The 20,885-nt window shown below is 47.7% G+C and carries 22 protein-coding genes; 12 read left to right on the forward strand and 10 right to left on the reverse strand.

Going from position 1 to position 20,885, the window contains the following annotated elements; all coding sequences use genetic code 11:
* Positions 1-198 precede the first annotated feature (198 nt).
* The gene (gene ligB, locus G8S19_RS00395) at positions 199-1,878 is read left to right on the forward strand and encodes an NAD-dependent DNA ligase LigB (protein WP_124021908.1); all 1,680 of its coding nucleotides are present in this window, start codon (positions 199-201) and stop codon (positions 1,876-1,878) included.
* Here the strand turns inward: ligB and G8S19_RS00400 are convergent.
* Together G8S19_RS00400 and G8S19_RS00405 are read right to left on the reverse strand one after the other, a co-directional pair.
* Entirely contained in the window at positions 1,875-2,492 is a 618-nt protein-coding gene (locus G8S19_RS00400; RefSeq protein ID WP_003024049.1) for a trimeric intracellular cation channel family protein, read from the reverse strand. The two genes, ligB and G8S19_RS00400, sit on opposite strands and share 4 nt — an antisense overlap.
* A gap of 258 nt (positions 2,493-2,750) precedes the next feature.
* Positions 2,751-3,614 carry a YicC/YloC family endoribonuclease gene (locus tag G8S19_RS00405; RefSeq protein WP_005122606.1) on the reverse strand — a complete coding sequence of 288 codons (864 nt, stop codon included), beginning with the start codon at positions 3,612-3,614 and terminating at the stop codon, positions 2,751-2,753.
* Positions 3,615-3,739: 125 nt separating this feature from the next.
* On the opposite strand from G8S19_RS00405, the gene rph reads away from it, so the two are divergent.
* Positions 3,740-4,456: a ribonuclease PH gene (gene rph, locus G8S19_RS00410; protein ID WP_003024054.1), complete on the forward strand. Its 717-nt coding sequence runs from the start codon at positions 3,740-3,742 to the stop codon at positions 4,454-4,456.
* 65 nt (positions 4,457-4,521) lie between these two features.
* Complete coding sequence (gene pyrE / locus G8S19_RS00415) at positions 4,522-5,163, forward strand: orotate phosphoribosyltransferase (protein ID WP_061066836.1); 642 nt, start codon at positions 4,522-4,524, stop codon at positions 5,161-5,163.
* Positions 5,164-5,245: 82 nt separating this feature from the next.
* Here the strand turns inward: pyrE and slmA are convergent, their stop codons facing one another.
* From slmA to coaBC, 3 genes are all read right to left on the reverse strand, one after another.
* Positions 5,246-5,842: a nucleoid occlusion factor SlmA gene (slmA, locus tag G8S19_RS00420; RefSeq protein WP_048213722.1), complete on the reverse strand. Its 597-nt coding sequence runs from the start codon at positions 5,840-5,842 to the stop codon at positions 5,246-5,248.
* Positions 5,843-5,958: 116 nt separating this feature from the next.
* Positions 5,959-6,417: a dUTP diphosphatase gene (gene dut / locus G8S19_RS00425; RefSeq protein WP_061066835.1), complete on the reverse strand. Its 459-nt coding sequence runs from the start codon at positions 6,415-6,417 to the stop codon at positions 5,959-5,961.
* Positions 6,395-7,615 (reverse strand): bifunctional phosphopantothenoylcysteine decarboxylase/phosphopantothenate--cysteine ligase CoaBC, encoded by a 1,221-nt coding sequence (coaBC, locus tag G8S19_RS00430; protein ID WP_253686658.1) that lies wholly within the window; start codon positions 7,613-7,615, stop codon positions 6,395-6,397. The genes dut and coaBC overlap by 23 nt, the downstream gene beginning before the upstream one ends.
* A 171-nt stretch (positions 7,616-7,786) precedes the next feature.
* On the opposite strand from coaBC, the gene radC reads away from it, so the two are divergent.
* From radC to mutM, 4 genes are all read left to right on the forward strand, one after another.
* Complete coding sequence (radC, locus tag G8S19_RS00435; RefSeq protein ID WP_124021909.1) at positions 7,787-8,452, forward strand: DNA repair protein RadC; 666 nt, start codon at positions 7,787-7,789, stop codon at positions 8,450-8,452.
* A 218-nt stretch (positions 8,453-8,670) separates the two neighbouring features.
* Positions 8,671-8,907, forward strand: a complete 237-nt coding sequence (gene rpmB / locus G8S19_RS00440) for a 50S ribosomal protein L28 (protein WP_002436699.1) — start codon at positions 8,671-8,673, stop codon at positions 8,905-8,907.
* A gap of 22 nt (positions 8,908-8,929) precedes the next feature.
* Entirely contained in the window at positions 8,930-9,097 is a 168-nt protein-coding gene (gene rpmG / locus G8S19_RS00445) for a 50S ribosomal protein L33 (RefSeq protein WP_003024094.1), read from the forward strand.
* Between the two features lie 98 nt (positions 9,098-9,195).
* Complete coding sequence (mutM, locus tag G8S19_RS00450; protein ID WP_061066832.1) at positions 9,196-10,005, forward strand: bifunctional DNA-formamidopyrimidine glycosylase/DNA-(apurinic or apyrimidinic site) lyase; 810 nt, start codon at positions 9,196-9,198, stop codon at positions 10,003-10,005.
* Between the two features lie 49 nt (positions 10,006-10,054).
* Here mutM and coaD read toward each other — a convergent pair whose 3' ends face one another.
* From coaD to G8S19_RS00465, 3 genes are all read right to left on the reverse strand, one after another.
* The gene (gene coaD / locus G8S19_RS00455; protein WP_048213718.1) at positions 10,055-10,534 is read right to left on the reverse strand and encodes a pantetheine-phosphate adenylyltransferase; all 480 of its coding nucleotides are present in this window, start codon (positions 10,532-10,534) and stop codon (positions 10,055-10,057) included.
* Between the two features lie 8 nt (positions 10,535-10,542).
* Positions 10,543-11,820, reverse strand: coding sequence for a lipid IV(A) 3-deoxy-D-manno-octulosonic acid transferase (waaA, locus tag G8S19_RS00460; RefSeq protein ID WP_048213717.1), 1,278 nt, complete (start codon positions 11,818-11,820; stop codon positions 10,543-10,545).
* Positions 11,821-12,065: 245 nt separating this feature from the next.
* A complete protein-coding gene (locus tag G8S19_RS00465; RefSeq protein ID WP_115601294.1) occupies positions 12,066-13,055 on the reverse strand; it encodes a glycosyltransferase in 990 nt (329 codons plus the stop codon).
* Between the two features lie 310 nt (positions 13,056-13,365).
* On the opposite strand from G8S19_RS00465, the gene G8S19_RS00470 reads away from it, so the two are divergent.
* From G8S19_RS00470 to G8S19_RS00490, 5 genes are all read left to right on the forward strand, one after another.
* Complete coding sequence (locus G8S19_RS00470) at positions 13,366-14,616, forward strand: O-antigen ligase (protein WP_253685913.1); 1,251 nt, start codon at positions 13,366-13,368, stop codon at positions 14,614-14,616.
* A gap of 280 nt (positions 14,617-14,896) precedes the next feature.
* Entirely contained in the window at positions 14,897-15,901 is a 1,005-nt protein-coding gene (gene rfaQ, locus G8S19_RS00475) for a lipopolysaccharide core heptosyltransferase RfaQ (protein WP_253686660.1), read from the forward strand.
* 21 nt (positions 15,902-15,922) lie between these two features.
* Positions 15,923-17,047 carry a glycosyltransferase family 4 protein gene (locus G8S19_RS00480; protein WP_199969567.1) on the forward strand — a complete coding sequence of 375 codons (1,125 nt, stop codon included), beginning with the start codon at positions 15,923-15,925 and terminating at the stop codon, positions 17,045-17,047.
* Positions 17,040-17,837 (forward strand): lipopolysaccharide core heptose(I) kinase RfaP, encoded by a 798-nt coding sequence (gene rfaP / locus G8S19_RS00485; RefSeq protein WP_048213714.1) that lies wholly within the window; start codon positions 17,040-17,042, stop codon positions 17,835-17,837. The genes G8S19_RS00480 and rfaP overlap by 8 nt, the downstream gene beginning before the upstream one ends.
* A 127-nt stretch (positions 17,838-17,964) precedes the next feature.
* On the forward strand, positions 17,965-18,735 hold the full coding sequence (locus G8S19_RS00490) for a glycosyltransferase family 25 protein (RefSeq protein WP_048213713.1): 771 nt from the start codon (positions 17,965-17,967) through the stop codon (positions 18,733-18,735).
* A gap of 128 nt (positions 18,736-18,863) precedes the next feature.
* Here the strand turns inward: G8S19_RS00490 and rfaC are convergent, their stop codons facing one another.
* Positions 18,864-19,823: a lipopolysaccharide heptosyltransferase RfaC gene (gene rfaC, locus G8S19_RS00495; RefSeq protein ID WP_253685915.1), complete on the reverse strand. Its 960-nt coding sequence runs from the start codon at positions 19,821-19,823 to the stop codon at positions 18,864-18,866.
* 3 nt (positions 19,824-19,826) lie between these two features.
* Complete coding sequence (gene rfaF / locus G8S19_RS00500) at positions 19,827-20,873, reverse strand: ADP-heptose--LPS heptosyltransferase RfaF (RefSeq protein WP_253685917.1); 1,047 nt, start codon at positions 20,871-20,873, stop codon at positions 19,827-19,829.
* Positions 20,874-20,885: the final 12 nt, after the last annotated feature.

Raw genomic sequence — 20,885 nt, forward strand, 5'->3', positions numbered from 1 at the left:
CGCTTTGCTACGTAGCCTTTGTCACACTTTTTGCGCATGTTTATTGCGTTTTGCGTACCAGTTTCCTGTTTTATCCGCGATTTGCAGCAATACGTGCAAATGTCAGGAATGCTGCCCGCAGAGTGAATATTTGCCGCTCTGCTTCCCTTTCACTTCGCGCTATATCTGCCGGGAAATGCAGTGTTCAGCGGAGGTAGCATGGGATCATGGAAATGCATAGGGCTGGTTTTGCTGGTCTGGAATTTACCTGTATGGGCGGTTTGCCCCGTCTGGTCGCCTGCCCGGGCAAATGAGGAAATTTCACGACTACAGCAGCAGATAACACAGTGGAATGACAGTTACTGGAAACAGGGTGAAAGTGCCGTAGACGACGGCGTTTATGACCAGCTCAATGCGCAACTCATCCAATGGCAACGTTGTTTTGGCGATGAAGCCAAAACAGATCTGTCTGCGCCCCCAATAAGTGGCACCGTCTCGCACCCTGTTCCCCATACGGGAGTTCGAAAACTTGCCGATAAGCAAGCGCTACAGCAATGGATGAAAGCCCGCAGCGATCTCTGGGTACAGCCGAAGGTGGATGGTGTGGCGGTGACGCTGGTTTATCGCAATGGCAATTTGGTCCGGGCGATTAGCCGTGGTAACGGCCTGAAAGGTGAAGACTGGACGCAAAAGGTTCTTCAGATCCCTTCCGTACCCCATATCACCAAGGGACAGCTCGCTAACAGTACTCTGCAGGGTGAGATATTTTTACAGCAGGAAGGGCATATCCAACAGCAGAGAGGGGGAATGAACGCCCGTTCAAAAGTTGCTGGAATGATGATGCGCCAGAGCAATCCGGAAATGTTACGCTCGCTGGCTATTTTTATCTGGGCGTGGCCCGATGGACCGGCTGCCATGTCGGAAAGACTGGAACAACTCACTGCTGCCGGTTTCAGTTTTACGCAACATTTTACCAGGGCCGTGAAGAGTGCAGATGATGTCGAGCAAGCACGCGCCAGTTGGTGGAGTTCAGCATTACCTTTTGTGACGGATGGCGTAGTTGTGCGAACGGGAAAAGAGCCGCAGGCGCGATACTGGCTCCCTGGACAGGGAGACTGGCTGGCAGCGTGGAAATATCCTCCCGTGGCCATAGTGTCTGAGGTGACGGGTATTCAGTTCTCTGTTGGCAAAAGCGGGAAAATTGCCGTTGTTGCTATGTTGAAGCCCGTCATGCTGGATGATAAGCGGGTGCAGCGCGTCAATATTGGCTCTGTCCGACGCTGGAATGAATGGGATATCGCACCTGGCGATCAGATTCTGATAAGCCTTGCCGGGCAGGGGATCCCCCGTATAGACGAAGTCGTCTGGCGCAGTACTCAACGTACTAAGCCAACGCCACCTGAGGGTCGCTTCAATTCATTAACCTGTTTTTATGCTACCCGGGAGTGTTATGCGCAGTTTGTCGCAAGGCTGGTCTGGCTGGGGGCCAAAGAGGTCTTAGGGCTCGAGGGCATCGGCGAGGCGGGATGGCGGGAGCTCCACCAGGCGTATCGCTTTGAGCATATCTTTTCCTGGCTCGGGCTAACTCAGGAACAACTACAATCCACATTTGGTGTAAGCAAAGGGGAGAAGTTATGGCATCAATTCAACCTGTCACGCGATCTTCCGTTCACGCGCTGGGTGATTGCCATGGGAATACCGTTAACACAGGCAACGCTGAATGCCTGCAGGGATGGTTCGTGGCAGCAATTGCAAGAACGCGATGAACAAAGCTGGCGGCAGCTTCCTTTCATGGGGGAGCGGCGGGCTCGGCAGGTGATGCAGTGGCTGGAGAATAGGGAGATCACAGCGCTGAGCAACTGGTTAGCTGCTCAGCGGATCGCGGGCTTTATGCCTTAATGGCCTTCATGGCGATAGTAAAATACCGGCAGACCTAACTTCAGGCGCAGCGCCAGTAGTCGGGCGGTAAAGCCGAAAAGCAGGGTGGAGATAACTACTACATCGTGGCTGGAGACATAATGCTGCAGCACGATGTACAGCACGGCAGCGGCAAATGATACGCCGGCATACAGTTCTTTCTGGAACACCAGCGGGATGCGTTTACAGAACATATCGCGTAATACGCCGCCGAAAACCCCGGTAGTGACCGCAGCGACCACGGCGATAATCGGACCATGGCCCATATCCAGCGCCACCTGAGCGCCAATAATAGAAAAGACCACCAGGCCCAGCGCATCCAATACGAGGAATATTTTACGCAGATAGGGCATAACGGGAGCAATAATGGTGGTCAGTACCGCGGCAGTGGCTACGATAATGACGTATTCAGGGTGCTTTACCCAGCCGAGCGGATAATGGCCGAGAAGAATATCGCGTACTGAACCACCGCCAATGGCTGTCGCGGTGGCAATGATAATGACGCCAAATGTATCCATACGACGACGCCCAGCCGCAAGCGCACCGGTCATGGCTTCGGCAGTAATACCAATTAAATATAAAACGTGTAACAGCATGTATTCCCCCTGATTTGCTGGGGGCTAAGGTTAACGATTTGTGCGCACTGTCACGATTGAGATTTTCTAAGGTGAAGTGATTTTAATAACTACAGCTAATGCGAAATTGTTGTAAACACGTTATGGCATGCGCTTTGTGATATGGGTGGTGATGATAAATGATGAGAAAATATAATTCTGGTCGCATAGATGAGAACTGAAGCGTCGGGAAAGGCACGTAGCGCCGCCGTTTATTGACGGGCTACGTGAGATGGTGACTTACTCGATATTCTGAATCTGTTCGCGCATTTGCTCGATCAATACCTTCAGTTCAATCGCGGAATTAGTCACTTCGGCATTGATAGACTTTGATGCCAGAGTGTTCGACTCACGGTTGAATTCCTGCATCATGAAGTCCAGACGACGGCCAACGGCCTCTTTTTTCTTCAGGATGTTGTAGGTTTCTTTGACGTGGGCTTCCAGGCGATCCAGTTCCTCAGCCACGTCGATACGCTGTGCCATCAGCACCAGCTCTTGCTCAAGGCGGTTATTTTCCAGCTGCACCTGAGCATCTTCCAGTTTGGCTACCAGACGCTCGCGCTGCCATTGCAGGATTTCCGGCATATGTGCGCGCACTTTGGTGACTTCAGCGCTGACGCCTTCCAGACGCTGCTCGATCAGCGCTTTTAGCGCCTGACCTTCGGTTTCACGCGCGACGACGAAGTCATCCAGCGTACCGTCAAGCGCGGCGAGGATTTCGGCGGCAATGGCGTCCAGATCTTGCTCCTGGGCTGCCATTACGCCAGGCCAACGCAGGATATCAACCGGGTTAATTTCACCTTCATCACTCTGCATTTTGACCCAGTTAGCAGCGCTAACGAGCTGTTTAGCGAGTTTTTCATTCAGAATCAGCTCGCCCTGAGCGCTGGCATCAGGCTCAAAACGCAGCGTACATTCGACTTTACCGCGCGTCAGACGCGTGCGAATACGTTCGCGAACTACGGGTTCGAGACTACGGAACTGTTCCGGCAGGCGAAAATAAGTTTCCAGATAACGCTGGTTTACCGAGCGCATTTCCCAGGTAGCGCTACCCCATTCACCCTTGATTTCACGCCGGGCGTAAGCGGTCATGCTGCGGATCATAGACGTTCCTGTTTTTAAAGATGAGATGGGAGGATTATAGCCATCCACGTCTTGTCAGGATAGGAATAACAGTCGGAAGTCCGTATAATGCGCAGCCACATTCGTTTCAAGCCGGAGATTTTATCATGCGTCCAGCAGGTCGTAGTGCCAATCAGGTGCGTCCCGTCACCCTGACCCGTAATTATACAAAACACGCTGAAGGCTCCGTGCTGGTCGAATTTGGTGATACCAAAGTGCTGTGTACCGCTTCTATTGATGAAGGCGTACCGCGTTTTCTGAAAGGTCAGGGCCAGGGTTGGATCACCGCAGAATATGGCATGCTGCCACGCGCCACGCACACCCGTAACGCCCGTGAAGCGGCAAAAGGTAAGCAGGGCGGTCGTACCATGGAAATCCAGCGTCTGATCGCTCGCGCGCTGCGCGCCGCTGTTGATCTGAAGACGCTCGGTGAGTTCACCATTACGCTGGATTGCGATGTTATCCAGGCAGATGGCGGTACGCGCACCGCATCAATTACCGGTGCATGTGTTGCGTTAGCTGATGCGCTGAACAAGCTGGTCGCGAGCGGTAAACTGAAAACTAACCCGATGAAAGGGATGGTTGCAGCGGTTTCCGTGGGGATTGTTAACGGTGAAGCGCTCTGTGACCTCGAGTACGTTGAAGATTCTGCCGCAGAAACCGACATGAACGTGGTGATGACTGAAGACGGCCGTATTATTGAAGTACAAGGCACGGCGGAAGGCGAGCCATTCAGCCATGAAGAACTTCTCACCCTACTGGCGTTGGCCCGAGGGGGAATCGAATCCATTGTAGCGACGCAGAAGGCGGCGTTAGAAAATTGATTTTAAAGGCGACTGATGAGTCGCCTTTTTTTTGTCTGTAATAAAGTGAGATGAGGAGCGAATCCATGAAACCGTATCAGCGCCAGTTTATTGAGTTTGCGCTTAGCAAGCAGGTACTAAAGTTTGGCGAGTTTACGCTGAAATCCGGGCGTAAAAGCCCCTATTTCTTCAACGCCGGACTGTTTAATACCGGGCGCGACCTGGCTCTGTTAGGCCGTTTTTACGCTGAAGCGCTGGTGGATTCCGGTATTGAGTTCGATTTGCTGTTTGGCCCAGCGTACAAAGGTATTCCGATTGCGACTACAACGGCCGTTGCGCTGGCTGAACACCACGATAAAGATTTGCCGTACTGCTTTAACCGTAAAGAGGCGAAGACCCACGGTGAAGGTGGCAATCTGGTCGGTAGCGCACTTGAGGGGCGTGTCATGCTGGTGGATGACGTGATCACTGCCGGTACTGCGATTCGTGAATCCATGGAGATAATCCAGGCAAATGGCGCGACGTTGGCAGGGGTACTCATTTCTCTCGATCGTCAGGAGCGCGGCCGCGGCGAAATTTCAGCGATTCAGGAAGTGGAACGCGATTATGGTTGCAAGGTGATTTCTATCATTACCCTGAAAGATCTGATTGCTTATCTGGAAGAAAAACCTGAAATGGCAGAACACCTGGCCGCAGTACGGGCGTATCGCGAAGAGTTTGGGGTATAAGAACTGCCGGATGGCGCTGCGCTTATCCGGCCTACGCACTTACCGGGCCTACGGCTTACGTAGGCCGGATAAAACGAAGTCGTTACTGCAACTGTGCGGCAACCAACGGCCAGCGGGTGTCAAAGTCATCCGTTGGACGGTATTTAAATTCGCTGCGCACGAAACGAGATAACATACCTTCACAGAAAGCCAGTAACTGACTGGCCAGCAGCGTTTCATCTACGGCGTAACCTTCGCCTTCACGCATTCTTTTTTCTCGCAGAACCTGGCGCAACTGTGCCTCAATACGTTCAAAAAGCTGGTTAATACGGCCTTGCAGACGATCCTGTTCAAACATGAGCGCATGCCCGGTCAGAATGCGCGTCAGACCGGGGTTACGTTCACCGAACCCTAAAATCAGCAGAACGATCAGACGCAGACGTGCGCCGGTGTCCTTTTCATCTTTTAAGATCAGATTGATACGGGTAATCAGACTATCTTCGATAAACTCAATCAGGCTATCGAACATGCGGGTCTTGCTGGGAAAATGGCGATACAATGCCGCTTCGGAAACGCCCACAGAGGCTGCCAGTTTTGCTGTCGTGATACGCTGGCTTCCATCACTGGATTCCAGCATCAGCGCCAGCGACTGAAGTATTTCTTCGCGACGATTCCTTTTCGCAGTTTGCTTTTCTACCATGTTACAAAATACCCCTGAAAATAAGCACTTGCCAGGCAGGCATCCACACAGCGACCGCAAACGACTGTTTGCGGTATGTTATTGCGTTATTACGCTACGGGATGCTTCTTTACGGGTTACTTGCGCCCGGAATGGCCGAAGCCGCCTTCGCCACGATCGGTGGCTTCAAACTCTTCCACCAGATTAAATTCAGCCTGCACAACCGGTACAAAGACCATCTGTGCAATACGTTCACCTGGTTCAATGGTGAAGCTATCCTGGCCACGGTTCCAGATGGATACCATCAGCTGGCCCTGATAGTCGGAATCAATCAAACCGACCAGGTTACCCAGTACGATACCGTGCTTATGACCCAGACCAGAGCGTGGCAACATCACCGCGGCCAGTGAGGGATCGGCGATATGGATGGCTAACCCAGTTGGCACCAGCGTCGTTGCGCCAGGCGCCAGTTCTACGGCGTCATCAAGACAGGCACGCAGGTCAAGTCCGGCAGAACCAGAGGTGGCGTACGTCGGGAGCGGAAATTGTTTCCCTACGCGCGGGTCCAGAATTTTAACGTCGATTTTTTTCATCATAACGGGTCACGATCTCGTCGAGTAATAATTGGCCCAGGAGTTCTTTGCGCTCAAGCGGTAAGACTTTATCTCCATCCTGCCAAAAAAGGTGTAATGCGTTGCTATCGCTGTTAAATCCTTGAGTAGAAAGCGAAACATCGTTTGCACAGATCACATCAAGGTTTTTGCGGAGGCGTTTTTGCCGGGCATATTCTTCCACATTATTTGTTTCGGCGGCAAACCCAACGACAAAGGGACGGTTAGCATCCAGTGCGGCAACGCCGGCAATAATATCCGGGTTTTTGACCATTTTTACTGTTAATTCATCGCCCTGCGTCGCCAGCTTTTTGATTTTTTCGTGGGCGACAGTTTCAGCGCGGTAATCCGCGACTGCGGCGCAGCCGATAAAAATATGCTGTTGTTGCACCGCAGATTGCACGGCGGCTTCCATTTCCAGTGCGGTCACCACATCAACGCGCTGGACAAATGGCGGTGTGGGTAACGAAACCGGACCCGACACCAGCGTGACGTTTGCTCCGCGCTTTGCGGCCGCGGCCGCGATAGCAAATCCCATTTTTCCGGAGCTGTGGTTGGAAATATATCGCACGGGATCAAGCGGTTCACGCGTCGGGCCCGCCGTAATCATGATGTTGAGATGTTGCAGGGAGTTGACAGGTGAAAAATGTTCTGCCGCCATATCCACAATCGTTAACGGATCCAGCATACGTCCAGGACCGATATCACCACATGCCTGGCTACCGCTGTCAGGGCCCCAAATGAGCAAACCGCGCGAAGCAAGAATGCCCAGATTGTGCTGGGTCGCGGCAGCGCGATACATCTGCTGGTTCATGGCCGGCAGCACGGCAACAGGCGCGGGTGTTGCCAGACAAATCGTAGACACCAGATCGTTAGCCATACCGGCGGCAACGCGGGCAATCAGGTCTGCCGTCGCAGGGGCCAGGATAACCAAATCGGCCCATTTCCCCAGCTCAATATGGCCCATCGCGGCTTCGGCAGCGGGGTCGAGCAGGCTGTCAGATACCGGATAGCCCGAAACTGCCTGTAAGCTCAGGGGAGTAATAAAGGCTTTTGCCGCTTCGGTCATCGCCACGCGGACGTCTGCGCCGCGTTCCCGTAAACGACGCACCAGCTCAGGGGTTTTGTACGCAGCAATACCGCCACTGACGCCAAGTACGATTTTTTTACCGGCCAGGCTCATCATGATCTTTCCTGTTGGGTTACACCAGAAGGCGGATATTTTATCACACTCCATCATTTATCGTGCTTTTGACCGTGATCCACTTTGCGAAGCGCCACGAGGAATGGAGAACAGAACGTCGATCTGCCGCTGGTGTTATGCCACCATGCGGATGCGAAAGGAGGGGAAAGCATGGAAAATACAGGACGTATAATGCCTCGGGAAAAGCTGTTGGCGCAGGGGGCAGGCTCGCTGACCGACGTTGAGCTGCTGGCGCTTTTTTTACGCACCGGGATGCTGGGTAAAGATGTCCTGACGCTGGCGAAAGAAATGCTACAACAATTTGATTCGCTTTACGGTCTGTTGTCGGCTGACTACATGGATTTTAGCCTGGTCCAGGGCATTGGCCTTGCGAAGTACGCTCAGCTTAAGGGAATTGCTGAGTTGGCAAGACGTTACTACGACGTGCGGGTGATAGAAGAAAGGTCGATACTTAGCCCGGAAATGGCACGTGAGTTTCTGCAAAGTCAGCTGTCGCAAGAAGAGCGCGAGATCTTTTTGGTGATCTTCATGGATTCACAACATCGAGTGATAAAACACAGCAAACTTTTTTCCGGGACGCTTAGCCATGTAGAGGTGCATCCGCGAGAAATTGTCCGCGCAGCGATAAAAATGAATGCTTCCGCGGTGATCCTTGCGCATAATCACCCTTCGGGGTGTGCAGAGCCGAGCAAAGCAGATAAACTCATCACCGAGCGTGTTGTGAAATGCTGTCAGTTCATGGATATCCGGGTGCTTGATCATCTGATAATTGGGCGCGGAGAGTACGTTTCTTTTGCGGAACGCGGTTGGATTTAACACACTTTACGCGATCCATCGGGATCTTTGTCTGTTCGGGACTTGAGCATAACGCCGGGTCAGCGTATACTACGCCACCTTTGAGAATCTCGGGTTTGGCATTTGGGCCTGGCAATCGAGAGTTCACTTAGAACTATGCGATGACCGGGCTGTAAAGCCTGACGAGGCGCCGATACCCCATACGAAGCTCGAGCTAATTTGATTTTTGGAGAATAGACATGTCCCGAGTCTGCCAAGTTACTGGCAAGCGTCCGGTGACCGGTAACAACCGTTCCCACGCACTGAACGCGACTAAACGCCGTTTCCTGCCGAACCTGCACTCTCACCGTTTCTGGGTTGAGAGCGAGAAGCGTTTTGTCACCCTGCGCGTATCTGCTAAAGGTATGCGTGTAATCGATAAGAAAGGCATCGATACAGTTCTGTCTGAACTGCGTGCCCGTGGCGAAAAGTACTAAGTACTTAAAGAGGAAATAAATCATGGCTAAAGGTATTCGCGAGAAAATCAAGCTGGTTTCTTCTGCTGGTACAGGTCACTTCTACACCACCACGAAGAACAAACGTACTAAGCCGGAAAAACTGGAACTGAAAAAATTCGATCCAGTTGTACGCCAGCACGTACTGTACAAAGAAGCGAAAATCAAATAATTTTCGTTTTGATGTAAAGAAAAACCCTGCCTCGGCGGGGTTTTTTGTTTTCTGGCCGTCCCCATATTAATGAGACCTGATACAGCGCCGGAGATGCTATGCCTGAATTACCTGAAGTCGAAACCAGTCGCCGTGGTATTGAGCCGCATCTGGTAGGGGCGAAGATTTTACACGCCACTGTGCGTAATGGTCGTTTGCGCTGGCCGGTATCCGAGGAAATCTATCGCCTGAGCGATAAACCTGTCCTGAGCGTACAGCGCCGTGCGAAATACCTGCTGCTGGAGCTGACGGATGGCTGGATTATCATTCATCTGGGGATGTCGGGTAGTCTGCGTATTCTTCCTGAAGAACTTCCCGCAGAAAAGCATGATCACGTCGACTTAGTGATGAGTAATGGCAAAGTTCTGCGGTATACCGATCCTCGGCGTTTTGGCGCCTGGCTGTGGACAAAAGAACTGGATGGACATAATGTGCTCGCTCATCTTGGCCCAGAGCCGCTGAGCGACGATTTCAACACTGCTTATCTCCAGCAGAAATGCGCAAAGAAGAAAACGGCGATAAAACCCTGGCTGATGGATAACAAGCTGGTGGTGGGGGTGGGAAATATCTACGCCAGTGAGTCTCTCTTTGCGGCTGGTATTCATCCTGACCGCCTGGCATCATCGCTGTCGAAAGATGAGTGTGAGCTGCTGGTACGCGTTATTAAGGCTGTATTGCTGCGCTCTATCGAGCAGGGTGGAACGACGCTGAAGGATTTTCTGCAAAGTGACGGTAAGCCAGGCTATTTTGCTCAGGAGCTGCAGGTCTATGGGAGAGAAGGCGAACCCTGTCGCGTATGCGGAGCGTCAGTCATTGCGACAAAACACGCTCAGCGTACAACGTTCTACTGCCGTCGCTGTCAGAAATAATATTCATTGCAGGCCGGATAAACCTTGTTGGCTTACCCGGCTAAATGCGCTACTTCAACTTATCCATTAGCGCCTGGTGAACATTTTTCGGCAGGAAGTGGGTTACGTCACCCTGGTGGCGGGCGACTTCTTTAACCAGTGATGATGAAATAAACGACCACTCTTTAGATGGCATCAAAAAGACGCTTTCCAGTTGCGGCATGAGATGACGGTTCATATGGGCCAGCTGCATTTCATACTCAAAATCAGCCACGGCACGCAGGCCACGAATCAGAATATTAGCCTGATTATCGCGGGCAAAGTTTGCCATTAAATCGCTAAATCCCATGACTTCTATATTACCCAGATGCGCCGTTGCCTGCTGTGCCAGCTGAACGCGTTCTTCCAGCGTGAACATCGGTTTTTTACTGGGGCTTGCGGCAATTGCCAGGATCACGTGATCAAACATGCTCGTCGCACGTGTCACGATATCAAGATGGCCGTTAGTTATGGGATCGAAGGTTCCTGGATAAATCGCCCGTTTTTGCATGACAGCCCTCAATGCGTTTTGGGTGGCAGGTAAGGTTCCAGCAGCTGCAGCAGACGCTGTAGCGCGCCCTGATTTTGGTACAGTACTTCAACAGCATGGCGACCATAAAAATTACGATAATCTTCATCGGTCAGAAGGGACGAAACCTCTTTCACCAGCGTGGTGACGTCAGTGACGGTGATCAACCCACTTGCCTGTTCCAGTCGGGCGCAAATGTCTTTGAAGTTAAAGGTATGCGGGCCCATCAATACGGGAATGGCATGTGCCGCTGCTTCCAGTGGGTTGTGTCCACCACGCTCAACCAGAGAGCCACCGACAAAAGCAAGATCGGCAATTCCGTACAGTAGCATCAGCTCACCCATCGTGTCGCCAATAACCACCTGGGTACTTGAGGACGGCACTTCGCCTGAAGAACGTGTGGTAAAGCTTAGACCAGCCTGGCGTACGAGGTTAATGGCATCCGGGAAGCGCTCAGGGTGTCTGGGAACCAGAATCAATAAAAGATTCGGGAACTGGTGTAACAGCGCCTGATGAGCAGCGATGATGATGCTTTCTTCCCCGTCATGCGTGCTGGTCGCAATCCATACCGGGCGATGCGGTGCCCACTGGCGTCGCAACGTAACTGCTTTAGCGGCCAGCTGTGGGGTGACAGAAATATCAAACTTCAGGCTACCGGTGACGGTGACCTGATTGCTTTTGGCACCCAATGTAATGAAGCGAGCGCCATCCTCTTCGTTTTGCGCAGCAATCAGCGTAATGCGGCGTAATAGCCTGCTAACAAATTTTCCTAATTTAGCGTAGCCAGCGGCTGAACGCGCGGAAAGGCGCGCGTTGGCGATGACCAGCGGGATATGGCGCTTATGCAGTGCAGCGATCAGATTTGGCCAGAGCTCGGTTTCCATAATTAACACCAGTTTGGGGTCAACTTTATTCAGGAAACGGTTCAACGCATCCGGTAAATCATAGGGAAGATAAATATGTTGAACGTCTGTGCCAAAAGCAGATTGCACGCGCTCTGAACCGGTTGGCGTCATGGTGGTTACCGTGATCGGCAAATCCGGGTAACGATGTCGCAGAGCGCGGACTAATGGGATTGCTGCCAGCGTTTCACCCACGGAAACTGAATGGAGCATGATACCGCCTGGTTTCAGTGGGCGGCGATAAAAACCGTAGCGTTCACCCCAGCGTTTACGGTACGCCGGAGCTTTACGTCCGCGCACCCAAAGCCGTATCCAGATCAAAGGCTGAATAAGGTAGAAAAGGGCGGTGTAAAGCAATTCTAGCATAATAGTAGCTGGCTTATGGATGTGCTGGGGATTCTATGTATTTAACTATGGCTTTACCATCATTTTTGCTGATTTTTTGAGGAAACTGTACGGATCACGAGAAAGGGGGCCTGAGTTGTGTTGTCCCGCTTGGTAATCTCAGCAGTGGAAGGCTAAAAACGGAATGGTTATGGTCATAAAAACCGATCTTTTTATGGAATATGCCAGAAACATAACCATTCCTAAAAGACAATAATATCAATGCATTAGCGTTTTTTCTGTGTTTGGTATTTCTTAACTAAATACTTTACATAGAAAATAAAAGCACCGAAGAGTTGCCCATTGTGTTTTAAATGTGTGCTTTTTCGTGATAGCTGTTTATACGTAGTGGGTGCCAATAAAGGAATATCTTTCCACGGCGAATTCTCTCTGGCTATTTTGAAGTATTCGACTTCAGCATAATATTGTGCCCAGTCATGCCAGGGTTTAGTGACGCCGACATAGTGAATGAATACCGTTTGTGATGTGATTTTAAAGGCATCACCCCCTTTCCTGGCTAACGTATCGATGTTAAAGAATGAATTGAATTTATGGTCCAGGATTTTTACGTGATCATTGAAGAGGACGTTCAACGCATCCTGATCGGGATGTGAGAAACGGTTTTCATTAACCTTTGAAATGACTTGCAGAGTCAAATTAGTATCTTTTAATTCTGAAAGGTTAAAATACATGAAGCCTGAGTTGAAGTACCGGCCTGGATTTATGCCGACAACAGCAGATGTATCGACAAAGCTATCATGGACAGCCATTAATACATTGCCATTAAATTCTTCCGTGAGTAACGAGGCAAGGCTTCCTTTACATATAATATCAGAGTCAAGATATATAATGCTGCTGAGCTTATCGGCAAAGTAATCTATTGCAATAAGTCTGAAATAGATTGAATAATTCCATGCCTTAGATGCAGTAGGTAGATTTTTTAATTCATTATCATCCAGTACATAAAACGTAATGCGGGTATTATATTGGCTTGCCAGGACAGAAAAAAGATGAAGTTGATGTTCGTCAAGATAATTAGTGAAAATATGGAAATGGAAGTTCAGGTCCCGATTATTTAAAAGTACCGATGTAATTGAAACGCCCGTACCGTAAAGAAAGGGTCTGTCAGCGCCATAGGTAATATTGATACATGTGTTTTTTTTATCGTCATTTTCAATATGTGCATTCTTAATATATTTTATTATATTTTCTTTCACATCTTTTTCCTTTTGATTCTTTCAGAGTGCACGCGTGTTTATGTAAGACAAAATGGCGCTCCTGTCGGCATAGAATAGAACAAACTGTAAAGGAAGGAAAGAGATACTTGGTGATTAAATTTCTTTATTAATCATTATGTTATGTGAAAATATTTTTGTGATTAGAGTGAGGGTACACAGTGAGAGGAAGAGACTAAAATTAATGGGGGATTTTTACGATGTTATATAATAAGATATGCCCCATAAATCGTGCTAGCGAGTGTTTGTTGTTGATTAACAAGGCAATTTGAAGAAGTGAGATTTGAATTTTATGAATCAAGTAAGATACAGTCAAAATGGTAATATCTTGATTTTAAGCAAAGTTGTATTGGTTTTAATGATTTTTGGGTTATTTACGATAGATAATCAAGGGGTGCTAAATATGACCTCTTTGCTCGCTGTAGTTTTATCTATTTACTATATTAAAGCCAATAAAATAGATATTAAAAACATTGTGCTCGATCTCATGCAGAAGAGAAAACTATTGTTACTCTTCACGTTGTGGTGTGTTTTTTGTATTGTATTTTTCACCTATGAAGATAAATCTCTTGATGCCTTTATCATATTGATAAAAGACTGGCGTTACCCGTTAGTGATGATGTTATTTTTTGGAGCATTCAGTAAGCATATAACCTCACTGAGACAGGTCTTTGTCATTGGGGCGATACTTACTCTATCCTATATTGTCTTAGTAGTGCCGATTTTAAGAATTATAAAAAATAACCAGCAGGAACTGTATCTACAGCTTCGCTATGGTTTCGCATTCTATGTTGTTATGCTATTTCCTTTTGTATTAACAGGAGCGATTTTATTCAAGAATCACTTCCTGAAAACAGTATTATATATCATTTCTGCGCTTGCATTCGTCTTTTTATCATACACCGGGAGCCGCGCAGGGATCTTGGCAGTTGTTGTAGAGATTTTCCTGATTTCATTTCTGGTGAGTAAAACCATCAAGAGATTTATGGCTGCTACCTGTGGTTTGCTATTTATAATGGCTGCTTTGCTTATCGGGGTCTACAACACAGTGGGTCAGGTAAAAATGAAAGTCGATCAAACTCTGCAAATGAATAACGTCACATCCAGTCGTGATGAAATCATCTTAGACCGTTTCCCTTTAGTAATGGAGAATATCAACAATGCCATCTTTGGTATTGGATATGGGAATTCTACATACAATCAGTATTTAGAGGACCATAATGCGCCGAAAAATGGCGGGGTATATTCTGAGCGAAATAACGGCTATAATATAGATGAACCATTTTTTATGATAATTCTTTATAATGTTGGGGCTATTGGTCTCTTCTTATTTACTGCGGCTTTTTTCATTACATTTAAAGACATATATATCCGAGCCAGAAGCCAAAAAGATATTTTTAGCATTTCATTACTGTGCTCTCTTGTTGGCTATATTCTGGTATATTGTTTATTTGAAAAGATGTTCATAAATGTCTTTTTATTATACAGCATAGCCATCCTGATGTTGTATGGCAAAAATGAGCCAGGAAAAATAACAAATTAACATCAAAATGAGCCTATGTGATGTCGTTGAGAATATAGGCTCAATTTTCATAATATGATAAATAGTCTCATATATTGTAAATATTAATTTTCCTCTAATTCACATAGAAAATTTCCATAGATATCGAATTGTCAAGTGAATAGTGGTATAATATAAGCGATAAAATAAGATGGTGTGATCTGCAGTACACAGGTAGCTGTTGAGCCTGGGGCGGTAGCGTGATTTGAAAATTAACAATAACCTGAAAGGGTATAGTGTGAAAAAGATCCTGGTAATAAAAATGCGCTTTCACGGCGATATGTTGCTAACCACACCGGTCATCAGCACGCTTAAAAAAAATTATCCTGATGCTGATATTGATGTTCTACTCTACGAAGATACCATTCCTATTTTATCTGAAAACCCCGATATCCATGCTTTGTATGGCATAAAAAATAAAAAGAGCTCTGCTTTTGAGAAAGCAAAAAATTTCTTAGCGCTGATCAAGGTACTACGTGGCAATCATTATGATTTAGTGGTCAATCTTACCGATCAGTGGATAGTTGCTTTATTGTGTCGTTGTTTGGATTGCCCAATAAAGTTGACACATGATTTCTCACACAGAAATAAAAAATTCTGGCGCGACAGTTTTACTCATCACGTTCCTCTAAGTGGCGATCATTGGGTTGAACGCAATTTGTCTGTGTTGATGCCATTAAATTTAAAAGAATCAGTCCCGGTACTGAAAATGGTTTATGGTGAGCAAGTCTGGCAATCTGTTCGGAAAAAACTTCCTCAGGTTGATACCCAGAAGTATGTCGTTATACAGCCTACGGCGAGACAAGAATTCAAGTCGTGGGAGAATGATAGATTCTCCCTGGTGATTGATGCGATACATCATTTGGGGTATCAGGTTGTACTGACTTCTGGACCCGGTGCCAGCGATATTGCCTGCGTCGATGAGATTGCCAGGGCATGTGAAACCAAACCTTTACCTGAAATTGCCGGGAAGACAACATTCCCTGAGCTTGCTGCATTAATTGATCATGCTGTACTTTTTATTGGTGTCGACTCTGCCCCGATGCATATTGCTGCAGCTGTTAAAACCCCCATCATTTGCCTTTTCGGCGCCACCGATCATATCGCCTGGCGACCATGGTCTGATGATGTGGTTCAATTTTGGGCTGGTGATTACCAACCAATGCCAGTGCGTGAAAAACTTGATCGAAGTAAGAAATATTTATCTGCTATACCTGCGGAAGACGTGATTGCAGCCATAGCGTCACGGTTACCTAAACTCGACTAATAAAGCATCCGGATATATAAAATGGTTATTGCTTTCTGTTTGTATAAATATTTCCCTTTTGGTGGGTTACAGCGTGATTTTTTGCGTATAGCGTCGACAGTCGCATCACGTGGACATCATGTTCGGGTTTACACACAATCATGGCAAGGAAATATTCCAGACAGCCTGGAGATCATCATTGTTCCTGTGAGGTCATGCTCCAACAACGGGAAAAATGCTGAGTATCATCGGTGGGTAAGTAAACATCTTGAGAGTAATCCAGCAGATCGGGTTGTTGGGTTCAATAAAATGCCTGGATTAGATGTTTATTATGCTGCTGATGTCTGCTACGCAGAAAAAGTCGCGCAAGAAAAAGGTTTGCTCTATCGTCTGACACCACGATACCGACATTATGCCGCCTTTGAGAAAGCAACATTTGCTGAGGGAAAATCAACACAGCTGTTGATGCTAACAGATAAGCAAATTGCGGATTTTCAGAAGCACTATCATACTGAGTCAACGCGTTTCCATATCCTTCCGCCGGGGATTTATCCTGACAGAAAATACAGCTCTCAGGCAGCAAATTGCAGAGCTAGCTTCAGGAAAGAAAATGATATCAGTGATTCCCAGTATTTAATTATACAAATCGGTTCTGATTTTACCCGTAAAGGTGTCGACAGAACTATCAAGGCGATTGCTTCCTTACCGGAAGCTGTCCGCAAACAAACGATTCTATTTGTTGTGGGTCAGGATAAGCCTGATCGCTATATAAAGCTGGCAACAGAGAATGGTGTTGCTGACAATATCAAGTTCTTCCCTGGCCGTAATGATGTCTCAGAGTTAATGGCAGCGGCCGATCTATTGATTCATCCGGCATACCAGGAAGCCGCAGGGATCGTGCTGGTTGAAGCAATTGCAGCAGGTTTACCTGTCATAACAACGGCAGTTTGCGGATATGCTCATTATGTTAAAGATGCTGAGTGCGGCATTGTTATTGATGAACCGTTTGAACAAAAATTATTAAATGAAGCTGTTTATTTTTCTTTAACTGACTCAGAGCAGAGAAATGCATGGAAAGAGAATGCACGACACTTTGCTGATACTCAAGACCTTTATAGTCTACCTGAGAAAGCAGCTGATATTATTATAGGTGGTGCCCATGGTTGAATTAAAAGAACCATTTTTATCCTTGTGGAAAGGGAAAGATGCTTTTTCTGAAGTGCAGAAGCTGCAGGGAGAAACATTTAGACAGCTCGAAACGCGTAGAACGATAAGGTTTGAGATTGCAGGTAAAAGCTATTTCCTGAAATGGCACCAGGGAACTAAACTGAAGGAAGTTATCAAAAACTTGTTCTCTTTACGTTTGCCGGTACTCGGAGCTGATAGAGAGTGGAATGCTATACACCGTTTGCAGGAACTGGATGTTGATACAATGCACGGTGTTGGTTTCGGGCAACAAGGTATAAATCCGCTCAACCGTATCTCATTTATTATAACTGAAGATCTGAGCCCGGCGGTTAGCCTGGAAGACTATTGCGCAGATTGGTTGGTGAATCCACCTTCGCGGAAAATTAAAATGGCATTAATTGAGCGTCTTGCCATTATGGTCAGAAGAATGCATCAGGGAGGCGTTAATCACCGTGATTGCTATCTCTGCCACTTCTTATTGCATCAACCGGCCAATTTTGAGGATAATACGTTCAAACTGTCGGTTATTGATCTGCACCGAGCTCAGATAAGAAATGCGGTTCCTGTTCGTTGGCGCAATAAAGATCTGATTGGTTTGTACTTCTCCTCGTTGAACATCGGGTTAACGCAAAGAGACTACTTCAGATTTTTGAAGATATACTTTGAAAAAGACATTAATAAAATTATTCGTGATGAGTCTGATCTCTTTGCAACCTATGCAAAAAAAACTGATAAAATTATTAATCATACATCAAAGAATAAACTATAAATATGAAATAATAGACTTTGTATAGCTACATAGAATAGTTAATTAAGTTTATTCAGCTGGCCAGCAATTGTTAACCTTTATTTCACGATGACTGTGCTGGCTTAATTATATTAGAGGGTTTGAACTCATGTACGTGCTGGTCATTTCGCTTCCTTTTGACGATGCCCGACGAAAACGCGTATCAGATATAATGAATGAATTAAATATCGAGTATTCGTTCGTTGATGCTATCTATGGGAAAAATTTGTCTGCCGAAGAAAAGCGCAAGATACCGTTAACTGACTTTCAGCACAGGGAAAACCATACGCCTACTGATGGTGAACTGGGTTGCTCACTAAGCCATATGAAGGCATTTAAACAGTTTGGGCAGAGTGGACAAGATTGGGTTTGTATTCTTGAGGATGACGCAATAATCGATCAGAATTTTAAGGAATTTATATCGACAATTGATGAAAGTGTTCTCAATAAAGATGCGTTATACCTACTTGGTGGGCAAGATGGTTTAAGGTATAAGAATAAAGTTGTCTTAAATTTGCTTAAACTCAAAAAAATTGGTGGCCAGACCTTCGGCAAAGTCATATTTGGTCATGGATATGTTTTGCGAGCCTGCGGTTATTTGATGAATTCGGTAACTGCTCAAAAACTTGTTTCCCGTTTTGAAAATAACTTTTTCATCATAGATGAATGGGCATATCTGATGCGTCAGGGATATTTTTCTGATATATACTTGGCAAACTTTGTCCATCATCCTGAAGAGTTGTCCGGGAGCTGGTTAGAGAAAGAACGTAAAGAGATAAAGAGTCACAAGAAAAAGCAGAAATCACTTTTCAGACGTAAAATTTCATCCTCATACTGGCATGCCCGACGAATTATTCTTGGATTATGTTGGTGGAAGTAGATGAACGCAATAATGCTTAATCGTGGATGAAATACGATATAGTGCATAGTTTTAGTCAGCTGCAGATATGTTAAATAGCAAAGCGACTGTATAAGAACGAATTTAACATATCTGCGATACCTGAATAATTACAGCAGCGCTATGTGAGAATAAACTTGAGTGGGTTCAAGCAAAGCAAGCTTTCCTTCCGGGGCACGACATGTGACCTGATTCTTCCCGTATCCCCCAATCAACCCCGGGTCCGTAGGGCCATATAGCGTAACATTTGGCCGATCCAGTGCGGCGGTCAAGTGGCTTAATCCGGTATCAACGGATACCACAAATTTAGCGCCGGCTAATATCCGGGCTACATCCCCAAGACTCATTCGCGGTAAAACATCTACGTAATCAAATCCTTCTGCCAGTCGTCTGGCTCGCGCTTCTTCATGCGGAGCCCCCCAGGGGAGCTTAATACGTATTTCTGCTTGATTTAATAAGCCAATGAGCTCCCGCCACTTCGCTTCCGGCCAGTGCTTGTCATCACGAGTGGTGGCGTGCAGGAAGACGGCATACTGCCCTGCATCGACATTGCGTTCATTCAGAAAATGCTGCGCAATAGCGTAATCCCCCTGCGACTGGGATTTGATATATCCCAGACTTTTCGCGAACAGCTCACGAGTACGTTCAACAGCATGCTGTTGTTTGGCGATATGATGCTTACGGTTATAAAACAGACTCGCCAGCGGTTCGCGCGCGGTACTCCAGTCCATACCATGCTTAATGCCATGCGCCAGACGTGTGACCAGCGCGGCGCTTTTTACCAGCCCCTGCGCATCGATAACCACGTCATAGTTCTGTAAACGCACCGCCTCGCGAAAAGCTTTGCGCTCAGCTTTAATGGGGGCGGAAAACCAGGCTTTACGCCAGCGGCGAATCGCCACCGGGATCACACGGTCAACGGTCGGATGCCAGGAGGGGATTTGAGCAAACCCTTCTTCCACTACCCAATCAAACTGAATATCCGCAATGGCCTGCTGCGCATCGGTTAATGCGGGCAACGTATGCAGTACATCGCCCATTGACGATGTTTTAACGATCAGAACCCGCATCCGTCAGACTTCCTCTTGTAACAACAGGTCATTCAGTTCTTCCAGTACGCGCTGAGGTGTGATGTCAATCAGGCTCTGGTGATACCCTTGTGCAGCATCCCCCCTACGCACTTTATGATAGCCCGTAATCAGGCGAATCACGCGAGCTTTGTGGGAGAGTGGTGGAGTGAAATCCGGGCTACTAGGGCCATACAGAGCGACCAGCGGACGATTTAGTGCGGCAGCCACGTGCATCAAACCGGAGTCATTGGTGACCACGGCTTTGCAGGCGGCGAGCAGAATAACGGCCTGCTCCAGCTGCGTTTCGCCCGCCAGATTACGACACCAGGCCTGCTGCTCAACGCTTAACGTTGCCAGGATTTCATTTCCGGCTTCATGATCTTTTGCCGAGCCAAACAGCACAATCTGATGACCTTCGTCGATCAGCTGTTTTGCCAGTTCAGCATAATGGTAGTGTGGCCAGCGTTTCGCCGGACCAAATTCCGCACCAGGGCAAAAACCGATGATGGGGCGTTCGGCAGAAAGGGAGAACTGACTACAGGTCAGAGACTTTTCACCTTCACTGACCTGCAATTGTGGCCACAGCAGAGGCTGCGGCAAATCTTTAGCCGACAGCATCACGCCTTTATCGTAGGCCAGGGCCACATAGCGTTCGACCATCAGCGGCCATGCATCTTTATCCAGCACACGCGCATCGTTCAGCAGACCATAGCGCATTTCGCCACGCCAACCGGTACGATGAGGAATACCCGCGAAGAAGGGTACCAGTGCGGATTTAAACGAGTTCGGCAGGACATACGCGCGATCGTAGCGTTTATCACGCAAACTGTGGCCCAGTTTGCGGCGCTCGCCAATCTCCAGCGCGCCGTGTCCCAGCGGCATGGCGATGGCGTCGTTGACTTCAGGCATACGCGACAGCAGCGGACGGCACCATGCAGGTGCCATCACGTCGATTATGGCCTGGGGATAGCGCGCCTTGAGCGTGCGATAGAGACTTTGCGACATCATCATGTCGCCCACCCAGGACGGGCCAACCACCAGAATCCTCATAGATTGCCTGCC

Source organism: Citrobacter sp. SX206 (genome assembly GCF_024181025.1).
GTDB classification, from domain to species: Bacteria; Pseudomonadota; Gammaproteobacteria; order Enterobacterales; family Enterobacteriaceae; genus Citrobacter; species Citrobacter youngae.

Bases quoted from the DNA above. Each gene is read 5' to 3' on its own strand.
- ligB (WP_124021908.1), top strand. From the start codon at position 199: ATGGGATCATGGAAATGCATAGGGCTGGTTTTGCTGGTCTGGAATTTA.
- G8S19_RS00400 (WP_003024049.1), bottom strand. From the start codon at position 2,492: ATGCTGTTACACGTTTTATATTTAATTGGTATTACTGCCGAAGCCATG.
- G8S19_RS00405 (WP_005122606.1), bottom strand. From the start codon at position 3,614: ATGATCCGCAGCATGACCGCTTACGCCCGGCGTGAAATCAAGGGTGAA.
- rph (WP_003024054.1), top strand. From the start codon at position 3,740: ATGCGTCCAGCAGGTCGTAGTGCCAATCAGGTGCGTCCCGTCACCCTG.
- pyrE (WP_061066836.1), top strand. From the start codon at position 4,522: ATGAAACCGTATCAGCGCCAGTTTATTGAGTTTGCGCTTAGCAAGCAG.
- slmA (WP_048213722.1), bottom strand. From the start codon at position 5,842: ATGGTAGAAAAGCAAACTGCGAAAAGGAATCGTCGCGAAGAAATACTT.
- dut (WP_061066835.1), bottom strand. From the start codon at position 6,417: ATGATGAAAAAAATCGACGTTAAAATTCTGGACCCGCGCGTAGGGAAA.
- coaBC (WP_253686658.1), bottom strand. From the start codon at position 7,615: ATGAGCCTGGCCGGTAAAAAAATCGTACTTGGCGTCAGTGGCGGTATT.
- radC (WP_124021909.1), top strand. From the start codon at position 7,787: ATGGAAAATACAGGACGTATAATGCCTCGGGAAAAGCTGTTGGCGCAG.
- rpmB (WP_002436699.1), top strand. From the start codon at position 8,671: ATGTCCCGAGTCTGCCAAGTTACTGGCAAGCGTCCGGTGACCGGTAAC.
- rpmG (WP_003024094.1), top strand. From the start codon at position 8,930: ATGGCTAAAGGTATTCGCGAGAAAATCAAGCTGGTTTCTTCTGCTGGT.
- mutM (WP_061066832.1), top strand. From the start codon at position 9,196: ATGCCTGAATTACCTGAAGTCGAAACCAGTCGCCGTGGTATTGAGCCG.
- coaD (WP_048213718.1), bottom strand. From the start codon at position 10,534: ATGCAAAAACGGGCGATTTATCCAGGAACCTTCGATCCCATAACTAAC.
- waaA (WP_048213717.1), bottom strand. From the start codon at position 11,820: ATGCTAGAATTGCTTTACACCGCCCTTTTCTACCTTATTCAGCCTTTG.
- G8S19_RS00470 (WP_253685913.1), top strand. From the start codon at position 13,366: ATGAATCAAGTAAGATACAGTCAAAATGGTAATATCTTGATTTTAAGC.
- rfaQ (WP_253686660.1), top strand. From the start codon at position 14,897: ATGCGCTTTCACGGCGATATGTTGCTAACCACACCGGTCATCAGCACG.
- G8S19_RS00480 (WP_199969567.1), top strand. From the start codon at position 15,923: ATGGTTATTGCTTTCTGTTTGTATAAATATTTCCCTTTTGGTGGGTTA.
- rfaP (WP_048213714.1), top strand. From the start codon at position 17,040: ATGGTTGAATTAAAAGAACCATTTTTATCCTTGTGGAAAGGGAAAGAT.
- G8S19_RS00490 (WP_048213713.1), top strand. From the start codon at position 17,965: ATGTACGTGCTGGTCATTTCGCTTCCTTTTGACGATGCCCGACGAAAA.
- rfaC (WP_253685915.1), bottom strand. From the start codon at position 19,823: ATGCGGGTTCTGATCGTTAAAACATCGTCAATGGGCGATGTACTGCAT.
- rfaF (WP_253685917.1), bottom strand. From the start codon at position 20,873: ATGAGGATTCTGGTGGTTGGCCCGTCCTGGGTGGGCGACATGATGATG.